This window comes from Streptomyces sp. R818, from assembly GCF_056172735.1.
Genome location: NZ_JAOCNE010000014.1, coordinates 190,392 through 203,305, shown reverse-complemented (window position 1 = coordinate 203,305; position 12,914 = coordinate 190,392). Strand labels below are relative to the sequence as shown.

The window sequence follows — 12,914 nt, the reverse complement described above, 5'->3', positions numbered from 1 at the left end:
CCCGGAGGCATTCAGCTCGTCGCGCTGCCGATCACAGCGCCGATCCGAGGAGGCCCCGCCCAGCAGCAACCCCTTGCACAAGCCGAGACGGACCAAGATCCGGACCAATTCCGGACCAGACCCCTCCAGTGAGCCACATCAACTGCTGTTTCGCCTGGTCAGCTTGGATACAACTGCTGTACCACCAGCAGACGAAGAACTTGCTGGTGTCGTACAGCCCGCAGAAGCTCGGGTTCTTCTAAAGCGCGAAGCCAGTTGTCTGGAGGCTTTGTTGAGCTCCAGACAACCTCACCTCTGGGCTACCCGGGAATCAGCACGTCGGTTTGATCTTGTCTTTGTCGACGTCAAGGATCCCGCGATGTCAGTCGGTGTGCGGAAGCGGGCGGTCGAGGCAGGGATGTGAACTCCGTGGGCTTCCAGGAGCGGGCGGACGTCTTCCACTGCGCGGCTGATGATCATGGCGGTGGTGGTGAAGAGCTGGCCGGTAGCCGTTGGAGCCGCCGCCGTCGGCGGTGATCAGCAGCCTGCGGGCGCGGGGGTAGTCGTGCCGGCCGACCGTCTGCCACCAGCGGCGGCTCGAGGCGACGGCGAACGCCGCCGTGTCGTGATCGGTGCCGATGCTGACCCAGCCGGTGTTTGCCGTCATGTCGTAGATTCCGTATGGAATTGCCTTCTCGGCCTGGCGTTCTTGTAGTGGCCGATCAGTTCCTTCTTCTTGCTGTCCTCGCTGATCACCGGGTCGCCGGCGTCCCTGTGGTTCCGTTCCTGCTCGTTGAGGTAGCGGAACTGGGCTTCCCTGTCGGGGTGCTGAGAACCCTCGATGGTTTTGGCGTTGGCCTGCAGGCTGCAGCCTTCCTCCCTGAGCAGGCCCGCGACGGCGCCAGCGGAGACCCGGTGCCCCTGGCGGGTGAGCTCCGATGCCAGCTTCCGGGTCGATTTCGTCGCCCACCGCAGCGGCGACATCGGATCGCCCCGCTCGTCGGGCTCGACCAGCCCAAGCAGTGCAGGCCGCAGCCCAGAGTCCACGTCCGTCGCCTTCTTCCACCCTCCGCCGGGACGACGTGCCCGCCCCAACAGGGCCTGGCCAAAATGCAGTTCGACCGCACCACGTGAGACCGTGTCCGCCCGGACCCCAGCCGCAGCGGCGACGAGCCTGATCCCACCATGCCCCAACGACAGCGCTTCCGCCCCCATGGCTAGCCGACGCTGACGCTCGTCCAGATGCGGCAACAACACCTGGAACTTCGCCGCCAGAACGGGCTCAATCCCCTCCGCCCCCATACCAGAACAACGAGCCCCAGATCCGGAAGCCACGACTTGTTTCCCGGCAAGCCCTTGGAGCCAGTAACAGAATGGCCCGTGAGCCGACGGAATAAACCACACCAACGTGGCGAATCGAAACAGGCATATAGTTGGTAACAGGTTGAACACTGACTAACCACGGCCCGGTTCTATCAGAGACCGCCACCCCCGCACCGCCGCCGACGTGAGGGTGTGCCCCGGGTCGGATCGCTCTGCGCTCAGGGCCGAGCGGGAACGCCTTCCAGAAAGTCCGCCGCAGGTGTGAAGAACAGCGAGCCGGTGACGGCGGTGGAGAAGTCCAGGATGCGGTCGTGCGGTACCGACGCTGTGCCCAGGAACATCCGCTCCAGCATGGTCTCCGTGACCTCGGGAGTGCGGGCGTAGCCGATGAAGTACGTGCCGAACTCCTCGCGGCCCACCGCCCCGAACGGCATGTTGTCCCGCAGGATCTCCAGATCGCTGCCGTCCGGACCGGTCACACTGGTGAGGGCGACATGCGAGTCGGCCGGCTTCACGTCGTCGGACAGCTCCACGTCAGTCATCTTGCGGCGGCCGATCACCCGCTCCTGGGCCTCGGCGGAGAGCCCTTCCCACGCTTCGATGTCGTGCAGGTACTTCTGCACGACGACGTAGCTCCCGCCCGCGAAGGCCGGATCCTCGGCACCGACGAGGACGGCTCTGCGCGCGGCGGCTCCCGTCGGGTTCTCCGTGCCGTCGACGAAACCGAGCATGTCGCGATAGTCGAAGTACTCGAAACCATGTACCTCGTCCTGAGGGGTGACCGCTCCGCGCAGCCGGCCCATGATCTCGGTGGCGAGTGCGAAGCACAGGTCCAGCCGTGAGGCCCTGATGTGGAAGAGCAGGTCCCCCGGGGTTGCGACGGCCCGGTGCACCGGGCCGTCCAGCTCCCGGAAGGGATGCAGCCCGGCCGGACGCGCCCCAGAGAAAAGACGGTCCCACGCCTCGGAACCGATGCCGGTGACGCAGCTCAGCCTGCCGTCGGGCTGCGCACGGAACCCGACGGCTCGCTCCAGCGAGGCGACGTCCGGCAGCAGGTCCCGAACGGTGTCCTCCCCGCCGCAGTCGATCGTGACGACGAGGAAAATCGCCGCACTGGTCAGGGGGGACAGAACCATCTGGGGCTCCGGCTCCTCGAATTCTCCGCCCATGAACGAACACCCTCCCACGACCGACTCGTACCGCTACACACACCATGTCACATCAGTGTGTGGGTGGGTGATGCCGGGCATTACGTGACCAGTTGCAGTGCACATGCGTCTCCGGCGGTGCCCGGGCCAGCGCGTCCGCCTGAGCCACGTCGGCACGGAACCGGCGGGAGGCACGACAGCGGAGGGCCGGCGAGCGCTGGCCCAGTCAGGCGGCCTCGTAGTCCTCGGCCCCGTCGCTCCCGCGCGTCTGACCGGCAGTGACCTCACGGCCTTGCCGGTCCGCGACGGGGTCCGTGGCGAGGTGCCGTCGCGCCCGTTGCACCAGGTGCCGGGCCTGGGCCTCGTCGACGCCGAGGACGGCAGCGATCTCGGAGTAGGGGGAGGACAGTGTCTCCCGCAGCACGAAGGCCGCCCGTTCCGCGAGGTCCATCTGCTCGATCATAAGCAGCACGTCGAATGCGACCGGCTTCGTGCCCTCGGCGCCGGTCTCCCCCGCGTTGCTGGTGTCCAGGGGCTCGGGCAGCCAGGGGCCGATGTAAGACGCGCGCAGCGTCCTGGCGGAGTGCGCGGCGTGGATCGACAATCGGGTCGTGGCCGTGGTCAGGTAAGCCTGTGCATCAGCCACCACCGCACGGTCAGTGGCCTGCCAGCGCAGCCGGACGCCCCGCACGACGTCCTCAGCCTGCGTGGCGCTGCCGAGCATGCCGTACGCGATCTTGAACAGCCGTGGCCATTGCCGGGCGAAGACGTCTTCCGTCCGACCGGGTGGCCCGGTGGGTGGCTCACCGTCTGGCACCGAGGGCTGCACCCGCCCCCGCCCCTCCCCACTGTCGTGTTTCCCAACCTTCTTGGCGTCCATCACTCCACGTTTCCTTCCCGAGACGAGTGGCCGAACAGGGGCCTCGTTCAGACGTCGTGGTACTTCATGGACCGAACCTACGCCGCTGTCGGAGGCGATCGGGACCATTGAGCGGCTCGGCAGTCATCCCACAGTCATTCTCCGGTGAAGAGACCACCATGTGGATCGCACGTGGAGGCATGAGGGAGAGGTTGCGGAAGACAGATCCCTCGCTACGCCGCCTGTCACAGGTGGCGCTCCCACCCGGTCTTCGGTTATGTGAAGACCGCTCGGGCGCGGCATCGGGTGCCGCTCCGTGAGAACTCTCTGAAAGGCGTCCGATGAAGGTTGTAGTAATTGGCGGAACCGGGCTCATCGGCTCCCAGGTCGTCGCCAGACTCGGCGAGCATGGGCACGAGGCGGTCCCGGCCTCACCGAACACCGGCGTCAACACGGTGACGGGCGAGGGCCTGGCAGAGGTAGTGCGAGGTGCCTCGGTCGTCGTCGACGTGTCGAACTCTCCCTCGTTCGCGGACGACGCGGTCAAGGAGTTCTTCCGCGTCTCGACATCCAACCTCTTGATGGTCGAGGCGGAGGCCGGTGTCGGCCACCACGTGGCGCTCTCCGTCGTGGGGACCGACCGTCTCCAGGGGAGTGGCTACTTCCAGGCCAAGCAGGCCCAGGAGGACATGATCAAGGACTCCGGGATTCCGTACTCCATCGTGCACGCCACGCAGTTCTTCGAGTTCGCGAAGTCCCTGGCGGACTCGGCGACGGAGGGTGACACCGTGACCGTGGCCCCCATCAAGATCCAGCCCATCTTCTCGGGTGACGTGGCCGCGGCTGTGGGTCGTACGGCCGTCGGCGCGCCCGTCAACGGCACGGTCGAGATCGCGGGTCCCGACGTGTTCCGGTTGGAGGACTTCATCCGCAAGGGCCTCGCGGCGCGGGACGACACTCGAACGGTCGTGACGGACCCGAACGGCCTCTACTGGGGTGCCGCACTTCAGGAGTCGGACCTGCTGCCCGGCGCCGATGCCCGCCTCGCAAAGACCCACTTCGACGAGTGGGCAGCAGGGCAGCGCTAGGATTTGTTGTGCACGTGCTGGTCACAGCCATTCGTTGATGGTTGCGACCAGCACGGTGTCTTCGAAGCGGACGGCGGGCCTGTCGTGCCGCGTGGCGACGGCCCGGTGGCGCTTGAGCCGGTTGATGCCGCATTCGACGGTGTTGCGTTTCTTGCAGTGCTCGCTGTCGAATCCGGTGGGGCGGCCGCCGCGAGAGCCACGACAGAGCCGGTGTCTGCGCTGGTCCCGCCGCTCGGGAATGGTGTGGGCGATGCCGCGTCGTCGCAGGTACCGGCGGTTGCGTCGCGACGTGTAAGCCTTGTCGGCCCGTACGTGGTCGGGCCGGGTGCGGGGCCGTCCCACTCCGATGCGGGGTACGGCTATCTGCCGCAGCACGGGCTCGAGTTGGGGCCGTCTCCGTAGTGGCCGGGGGTCAGGAGGAAGGAGAGGGGGCGGCACTTTCCGTCGGCGGCGAGATGGATTTTGGTAGTGAGTCCACCGCGGGAGCGGCCCAGTCGTTCGCCGATGCCACCACCTCCTCCAGGCGGACGGTCAGTCTCCGCAGGACCGGATCGGGTCGGTTCGTCCCCGCGCCGGCCCCTTTTGAGGAACTGCGGCCGGCGGGGTCTTCCGTGCGCCGTCGGCATGCTGGTGGGCTCGCACCTAGGTGGAGTCCATCGACACGTCCCAGTCGATCTCACCTTCCGCGTCCTGGGCGGCCTGGACCTGTGACAGCAGCATCTTCCAGGTGCCGTCGGCTGACCAGCGGCGATGACGCTTGTATACGGTCTCCCAGGGACCGAACCGTTCCGGCAGGTCCCGCCCTTGCACACCCGTCCGCACCCGGTAGAGCACCCTGTTGATCACTCGTCGGTGGTCACCCCACCGGCCCTCCACGCGTACCGCCTTGAGGCAGGAGCGACTCCAACCGGTCCCACTCCGCATTCGTTAAATCACCACGGCCCACGTCTCCAGCCTGGCCCCCACGCCCCTGTCAAGACAGGACATCCGAGAAACAGTGCCTAGGGCCAATGCCGTTGCTTTACGGATTCGCGGGTTGGGGTCGTTGGATGCGGACGGCCTGGACACCGCCGCGGGCGGGCTGGGGGCAGGTCCGGTGTTCGGTCCGTTTGAGCCTGTAGTTGGACATCTTGCGTTTGACTACACGGGGCTGGCTGCGCAGGCGTCTGACCGGCAGGAGCCGCTCCAACAGGTCGTGCTCGAGCAGGACCAGCGCCTGGACCAGGAGGTCAGGGGGAAAAACGGCCCGGCGTGACGGTCACGCTGCGCCGGGCCGAGCGCAGGGTCTCGGTGAAGGAGATCCGGTCCGGATCCAGGCCGCCGGAGGCGGCGGTGCGAAACATCAGCTCACGCAGGGCCCGGTGGACCAGCAGGTGGGCCCAGATCTGCTGCAGCACCCCGTCCGGGGTCTTGCTGCTCAGCACGGTGTGCGCGCCGCGCTGGCGGGTCTTGAGCTCGGCCAGGACCGACTCGACTTCCCAGCGCTCTTGGTAGAGCGCGGCCAGTTGACGCGCCGGGAAGCGGCGGGCATCGAGCAGGCTGGTCACCAGCCGGTAGTCGCCGGCCGCCGGGCCGGCGTGGTCGAGCCGGTAGGCCAGGACCCTCACGGTGACCGGATCCCGCTTCGCGGAGTCGGTGCTGGCGTGGATGCGGGAGATCCAGGAGCCGTCCCGCAGCACCCGCTCGACTGGCAGGACGCGATTGGCGGGCACCCGCCACAACAGATCGGCGCCGCTGTCGGTGAAGGCCCGCCACAACGACATGCCGAGGAACTCGCGGTCGGCCAGCACCAGCTGGCCCGGCCCGCAGGAGCGGGGCAGGCGCCGGACCAGGGTGACCTCACCGGTGCGGCAGCCGGCCAGCTCCGCGTCCAGCACCAGATGCGTGCCAGTCTCCACCAGGCAGGCCATCCGCACCTGCGGGAAAGAACTCTTCTCCGGGCCGCGGGCGTTGCCCGGGCGGCCGAAGGCGGCCTCATTGGCCACCGTGTCGGCGACGTCCCAGCAGGTGCCGTCCACCGCCAGCAGCCGCAGGCCCCGCCAGAACACCCCCGGCGTGCTCTCGGTGCCCAGCGGTTTCGCCGTCGCGGTGAACAGCACCCGCAGCGGCTCACTCCCCAGCCGCTGCCGGGCCCGAAACAGCGAGGACTTCGCCGGAATGCGCCAGTCACCCAGCAGTCCCAGACCCCGCAGGCCCTCGACCAGGTGCCGCATAACCTCCAGATAGGGAGCGGGCGAGAAGAGCGCCAGGCCGAGCACGAAGTACACCACCAGCCGGGCCGGCAGCAGCCGTCTGCGTTGCTCCACCCGCCCGCAGGCAGCCACCACACGATCCACCAGACCCGGCGGATACACCCAGGTCAACAGCCCCAGACCCGATAAATCAGACACACTCACAGACACTGGCACCACCCCCGGGAGCAGTACGCAGCAGCCTACGCCGAACAGTTAAAACAACGGCATTGTGCCTAGGGCAGCCAGCACCTCGCGACCGACTCCGCAGCAGCTACTGGCTTTGCTCCGCGGGTCAACATCAGAATGAAAGAAGTGCCCTGCTTCATCCCAAGTGGACCAGCGCCATCTCAATCCGACACAGTCGGCACTACACATGCCGTTCCGCGCAGACGGACCGGCAGAGCTCGGTGGCCATTACTGATCAGGCTGGGGAGAGCCCGCAACTCGGCTTCGGACACGGCCGATTCCATGTCGGGGAAACGGGTGAAGAGCAGGCGGAGCGCCGTGGCGACTTCCAGGCGGGCCAGCGGGGCGCCCAGGCAGAAGTGGACGCCGTGGCCGAATGCCAGGTGCTCCTTGTCGGGGCGGGTGACGTCGAAGCGGTCCGCGGTGGGGCCGTGCCAGTCGGGGTGGCGGTTGGCGGCGGCGTAGGAGGCGAGGATCGCGTCGCCGCGGGGGATCGTCCGGCCGTCGGGCAGGGCGATGTCCGTGAGGGCGTAGCGCAGGGGGAGGTGCTTGATGGCTGGTTCGTGGCGCAGGGTCTCCTCCACGACGTCGTCCCAGGACGCCCGGCCCGCGCGGAGGTGGCCGAGTTGCCCGGGGTCGGTGAGGAGAGCGGTGACCGCCTGGTCGATGACGTTCACCGTGGTCTCGTAACCGGCGCTGATCATCAGCAGGAGTGTGTCGCGCAGTTCGCCGTCGGTGAAGCCGCTGCCGTCGCCCTCGTCGTCGCGGGCCGCGATGAGCAGGGAGGTCATGTCGTCGGCGGGTTCGGCGCGTTTGGCGGCGATCAGGCTGTCGAGCGCCTTGTAGAGGGAGGCGGTGTTCTCGGCGGCCTGCGCGGCCGTGGCGGTGGTGTCGAAGACGCCGTCCACCACGGTGCGGAAGCCCTGCAGTTGGCTGTCGGGGATGCCCATGAGGCGGCCCAGGACCGCGATGGGCAGGGGGTAGGCGAAGTGTTCGCGCAGGTCCACGCTCTGGCCGGGAGGAAGCACCTCGAGATCGTCGAGGAGGCCGGTGACGAGCGACTCCACGGCCGGCCGCATCTCCTGGACGCGGCGGGCGCTGAGCGCCGGCGCGACCATCCGGCGCAGCCTTCGGTGGTCGCCGCCGTACGCGGTGAACATGCTCTCCACCGCGATCCACAGGGCCAGCGGCCACGTGGACACGGTGTCGGCGTAGGCGGGCCAGTGGGCACGGCCGTCCTTGGACACCTGCGCGCTGGTGAGCAGCTGTTTGAGGAGGGCGGGGTCCGTGACCGACCAGACGGTCAGGCCGAGGATGTCCACGCGGGTGGCCGGTCCACGGTCGCGCAGTGCCTGGTGCTCGGCATGGTGATCGGTTGCTTCGGGGTCCAGGACGAGGGGCGACGACGGTTGTTCGGGCATGAGAGCTCCAAGGCGGTCGGCCGGGACGGCGGCAGCTCGTATGGTCCGAGCGGTGGGCCGGCGTTCCAGAATTCGGTCACGCACAAGTGACATGACTGGGAGCGGAGTTGTGACATCCCAGCAGGTTCAGTGATGCCCTCGTGACGGGCTGCGCGGCCTTCTGGGACGTCGGTGCAACAGGGGTTCAGCCCTCGCAGAAAGTCACGCCGGTACCTCCTGCAGCACCCACTCATTTTCGTCCGGGGTGGAAGAGGTCGCTGGTGTCGTGGAAGATCGCACCCGGTTTGGCCCCTCGTTCCGTGAGCCGCAGGCAGGCATCCTCGATGTCGGTCACCCCCAGATGAAGACCTCGGACGGTGCCCGGCGTGGCTGTGGTCATCCCGGTTCCGAAGAAATGGAGCAGGTGGATCCCGGCGGTGACATAGGCACCACGCGGTAGGACCAGTCGCTCGTGTCGTCCTTGTCCAGACGGAATCCCACCGCTCGGTAGAAGTCCTTCGCCCGGTCGACGTCGGAGACGGGCAGGACCAGCAGTGCCAGCCGGAACTCCAGCGGAAGTCGGTTGTCCTCGGTTGCGCTCGGAGTCGGTCCGGCCAGCAGCGCAGGACTCGTCTCCTCCTCGACTTCCACCTCGCAGGTGTAAATGCCGGGGTGTGTCCCGGGTGAAGCGACCGTCCAACCGTCAGTGACCCGCCAGCGTGTGTGAGTGTCGTGTCCTTGAAGAGGGCGGCCTTCCGGCCTGGCGGCCGAACGCAGTTCTGTCTCCAGTTCCTCGTGCCGCTCGCGCGGCATGTGCAGCTTCAGAGCGAAGCGGCGCAAAGGTCGACCACTGGCCGCAGGGGTGAGGGGCGGTAGTCGTACGGCGGAGACCTCGCGGAGCGCGCTGAGTGACGTTCAGTGTCGTCATGGCAACAGCTCTTCCGGACGTTCGTGTTGGCCAGGTGAAGACGCACCTTATGAGGCCACCGGCCCGGCGCAGCCTGCGCACGTCCAACCGCCTCCGCGGTCTGCTCACCCAGTTCCGCCTTTGCCTGGAACGCGTTCTCGGCCCGCGCCTGGGCCACCCGGCAGTGACCTGGCTCCTCGAGCGTTACGGATCCCCGCAAGCACTCCGCAACGCGGGCCGCCGCAAGCTGGTCAAGGTCGTCCGACCCCGGGCCCGGGAACGCGGATCGAGGCACTGCTGGAGGCCCGCCATCTTTCCCAGGTCCTGACCTCTCGATGCCCGGCATCGGTGTCAGGGCCGCCGCAGTCCTCCTGGTCACCGTCGGCGACGGCCGCAGCTTTCCCATCGCCGCCCACCTGGCCTCCTACGCCGGCCTCGCCCCGGCAACCCTCCAGCCCGGCACGTCAATCCACGGCGAGCGCGCCCCCAGAGGGGGCAACCGGCAGCTGAAACGGGCGATGTTCCTCTCTACCGTTCGCAACCCTCCACGATCCCACCTCTCGCACCTACTACGACCGCTGCCGAGCGCGCGGAAAAACCCACACCCAGGCCCTCCTCCGCCTCACCCGCCACCGCATCAGCGTCCTGTTCGCCATGCTCCGCGACGGAACCTTTTACGAACCGGGGAGCCCTCGGCCAGCTCGACGAAAGACATTAGAGGCCCCACGGAACGTTGCTTCCCGAGGCCGTGCCTGCGATGGATGCGTGCGAGGGGCGATCAGCGGTTCCAGTAGCCGAAGACCCGGGACGCCGCATCACCGGTGTAGTCCGCCTCGATCTTCAGGTAACTCCCGCGGGCGCCAAAGGTGGGGTTGAAGATGAGTTCCCTCCGCTCAGCCTGCACCGGAGCCTCAGCGGCGAAGCTGGCGGCGAGCGGGTGCAGGTGTGAGGGGAACTCGCCTTCCCTCGACGGGACGGCGAAGCACAGCCTACGGGCCTGCGGGGAGTTCCAGTCGAACGTGTAGTAGACGTTGATCGCTCCCCGGCAGCGCTCGATCTCGTCGTTGTCCGGTGGGAGAGAACCCATGCCCCGGATCATCCTGGCTACTTCCTCCTGTTCGAAGTAGCCGGGACTGACCATCTCGGGGTAGAGGTTCGTCGTGTTGTCGCGGAAATCGAAACCCATGATCGCGAATCTGTCGATACGAGCCTCGCCGAAACGTGCACGATGGTCACGCAGGGAACGGGGCGTGTTTTCGAGCGAGGCGATCTCACTGAAATCCAGGGGCTGCTCGAAGAACGCCCAGACCTTCTGTACGCCGTGTCCCACCGACGCGTCCAGCCCCCACCACAGCGGGATCTTCTCGGTGACCTCTGCGAGCAGCGACATGACGGCGGGATCGGCGTCGGGAAGAAGCTTGTGTGCTCGGGCGATCTCGACCGGATCATGGTGCGAATCCGGGTGCATGTAACGGAAGTTCACACTGCGGTCGGACGCTTCGTGTGTCGTGGTGCGGACCGTGATGGTTCCCGTGGCGAACTGCTCCGCGAAGACCTCGACCACCTGCTCGACGGCTCGGTTGTCGAAGGTGACCTCGGCAAGCTTTGCGTACGCTTCGAGGTCGGAACGGAACAGAGCCAGATCCGTCGTTCTACCAGTAGACATTGCTCTCCAGCTTCTTCCGGATCACATAGGGGGACTGTGCAGATGACTCGCTCGTGGTCCGTGAACGCAGCAGTTACACATCCGGGGCCGCCTTGCCATCCACCAGAATGACACGGTGTGGCTTGGGCCTCATCCGGGTCGCTTGGCCACCACACCATACTGGATTTCTTCACACTGTTTGGTCCGCACCCAGCCGACCCGACCCGCCACTCTGCGCGTGCTCGACCTGTTCGGCTACGACAGGTGATCGCGCTCGGATCCACACGGGGTCCGGCCCGACGACCGGCTCCTTCTCACGCTGTTGAACCGCGCCCGGCCTCGCACTACGTATCCCCCGGACGGGTCGCGTCCTTCGCCACCGTGGTGGCGTCCGCCCTCAGGCGGCGGAGTGCGTGATCGGGTACCGAGCGCACGACGCACGCACCCCGCGCCGGAGGTCGACGTACGCCTCGCCCCTGGCAAGCGGAACTACCGACACCTCCGGACATGCTCCCGGAAGTCAGGCGGGGCACCGAAGACAGACCCGCGCGCGGCCCCGCTCCTGAATGAGGTCATGACGTAGCCGTGCGCCGGGCAGCGATCGTGCCGCTGCCCGCCGGGTGAGAGCCGGCAGCGGCCTGGTCCTGATCCGCCGGTGGGTCGCGAACCCGTGCACGGTTACCGCTGCCCAGATGACGGTACTGAGCAACGGCCACCACAGCTCCCGTCCCTGCGCACCCTCGACCCGCTTCACGACCGAGTTCAGCGCCCAGCCGACGGCGAGGAAGAGAGCCGCCCACCTGGCCCACCGCCAGATCGCCATGGTTCCTCGCGCACGGGATTCCTGCCGAGTCCGTTCCCTGTGCCGAAGTTGTGTGTCCATGATGACTTTTCGTCTGCCCGTCATCCGGCGTCGTCTCCTCGCCTTGGCAAGGAAGACCGAAACCCACGGGTGGCCCTCAGCCGCCCGTCAGTTCGCCAGATGCCAGTCGCCGTCACGTACCACAAGTACGCCGAGTGACTCCGGCTGGAGACCGGAGTGCTCCTGCGCCGAGTTCCGGATCGGGCCGGACACTCCATCGAAGCCGATCGTCTCGATCGTGTCGCGCAGCTCGGCACCGTCCGTGCTGCCCGACTTGGCGATGGCGTCGCGCAGCATCAGGGCGGCGTCGGCTGCGAAGGAGGCGAACCCGGAGTAGTCCTGGTACCTGTCCGTGTAGCGCGCCACCCACTGCTTCTGGTTCCGCACGCTTTCACCGCCCGAGGTGACGTCACCGATCGCCAGGACACGGGGGAAGACCATGTGGACGCCCTCCGCGGCTCCTTGAGCACCCTTGACGAAGAGTTCCGCACCGGCGCCGGCATCCAGATAGACACCACCGTCGAATTCCGCGTCGCGCAGGTTCTTGGCGATGATCCCGGCAGCCGGCATGACCGCCCAGACCACCACGGCCTCGGGTCGGTCGTCGACCAGGCGTTTCGCCTGGACGCTCATGTCCTTGTCCTCCTGGCCGAACTGCTGCGTGCCGGTGACCTCGATGCCGGCCTTCTTCGCCTGGGCCAGGACCGCGGCCCGGCCCTCCTGCCCGTAGGGGTTGTCGACGTTGAGCAGGCCGACACTCCTCACCCCCTTCTTCTTCAGATCGGCCAGCAGCACTTCGGCATCCTGAGCGGGGTTGGGCGAGATCTTGAAGGTGTACTGGCGTTCCGCCACCGGGTCGGTGATCGTCGTTGCCGAGGCCAGCGAGATCAGGGGCACCTTGCGCTTCTCGACGATGCTGGTGACCGGCACGGTGCACGCCGAGCAACCACCCGTGATCACCGCCACGACATGATCGTTGTTGATCAGGTCGTTGACGTTAGTGATGTTCTGAGCGGGCTTGGTCTGGTTGTCCTTGACGATCAGCCGGAGCTTGCGTCCGTCCAGCACTCCGCCCTGCTCGTTGATCGAGTCCACCTGCAGTTCGAGGGCCTTCTTGTACGCCGTGCCGATGCTCTGTGTCGGCCCCGACAATTCCAAACTGGCGCCGATCGCGATGTCTCGCCCCTTCGACCGCCCGCCGGTCCCGTCGTCCTCCTCGGACGCGGCGCAGCCGGTGAGCCCCAAGGCGCCGACGAGGATCGCGCCGGTCAGCGCCAACGAGG

8 protein-coding genes and 3 pseudogenes are annotated in these 12,914 nt (G+C 67.3%); 2 read left to right on the top strand and 9 right to left on the bottom strand.

The genetic code is table 11. The features are described 5' to 3' along the window. Positions 1-481 precede the first annotated feature (481 nt). The 3 genes and pseudogenes from N5I75_RS32455 to N5I75_RS32445 form a co-directional block, all read right to left on the bottom strand. Positions 482-1,194 (bottom strand): annotated as a pseudogene (locus N5I75_RS32455) (ISAzo13-like element transposase-related protein); the annotation flags it as partial. Between the two features lie 326 nt (positions 1,195-1,520). After that, entirely contained in the window at positions 1,521-2,471 is a 951-nt protein-coding gene (locus N5I75_RS32450) for a Dyp-type peroxidase (RefSeq protein ID WP_476683507.1), read from the bottom strand. 205 nt (positions 2,472-2,676) lie between these two features. Next, entirely contained in the window at positions 2,677-3,330 is a 654-nt protein-coding gene (locus N5I75_RS32445; protein ID WP_476683505.1) for a sigma factor-like helix-turn-helix DNA-binding protein, read from the bottom strand. Between the two features lie 320 nt (positions 3,331-3,650). Here N5I75_RS32445 and N5I75_RS32440 point away from each other — a divergent pair, with 320 nt between their 5' ends. Beyond that, a complete protein-coding gene (locus tag N5I75_RS32440) occupies positions 3,651-4,397 on the top strand; it encodes an SDR family oxidoreductase (RefSeq protein WP_476683503.1) in 747 nt (248 codons plus the stop codon). A gap of 21 nt (positions 4,398-4,418) precedes the next feature. On the opposite strand, the pseudogene N5I75_RS32435 reads toward N5I75_RS32440, so the two are convergent. The 4 genes and pseudogenes from N5I75_RS32435 to N5I75_RS32420 form a co-directional block, all read right to left on the bottom strand. Then, positions 4,419-5,343, bottom strand: a pseudogene (locus N5I75_RS32435) (IS5 family transposase). A 283-nt stretch (positions 5,344-5,626) separates the two neighbouring features. Then, positions 5,627-6,787 carry an IS4 family transposase gene (locus tag N5I75_RS32430; protein ID WP_476677332.1) on the bottom strand — a complete coding sequence of 387 codons (1,161 nt, stop codon included), beginning with the start codon at positions 6,785-6,787 and terminating at the stop codon, positions 5,627-5,629. A gap of 191 nt (positions 6,788-6,978) precedes the next feature. Next, a complete protein-coding gene (locus N5I75_RS32425; protein WP_476683501.1) occupies positions 6,979-8,238 on the bottom strand; it encodes a cytochrome P450 family protein in 1,260 nt (419 codons plus the stop codon). A gap of 375 nt (positions 8,239-8,613) precedes the next feature. Further along, a complete protein-coding gene (locus N5I75_RS32420) occupies positions 8,614-8,868 on the bottom strand; it encodes a hypothetical protein (protein WP_476683500.1) in 255 nt (84 codons plus the stop codon). Between the two features lie 353 nt (positions 8,869-9,221). On the opposite strand from N5I75_RS32420, the pseudogene N5I75_RS32415 reads away from it, so the two are divergent. Further along, positions 9,222-9,826: pseudogene (locus N5I75_RS32415) on the top strand (transposase); the annotation flags it as partial. A gap of 76 nt (positions 9,827-9,902) precedes the next feature. Here N5I75_RS32415 and N5I75_RS32410 read toward each other — a convergent pair. Further along, positions 9,903-10,790 carry an aromatic prenyltransferase gene (locus N5I75_RS32410; protein WP_476683498.1) on the bottom strand — a complete coding sequence of 296 codons (888 nt, stop codon included), beginning with the start codon at positions 10,788-10,790 and terminating at the stop codon, positions 9,903-9,905. Positions 10,791-11,739: 949 nt separating this feature from the next. Next, positions 11,740-12,909, bottom strand: coding sequence for an ABC transporter substrate-binding protein (locus N5I75_RS32405; protein ID WP_476683495.1), 1,170 nt, complete (start codon positions 12,907-12,909; stop codon positions 11,740-11,742). Between the last annotated feature and the right edge of the window lie 5 nt (positions 12,910-12,914).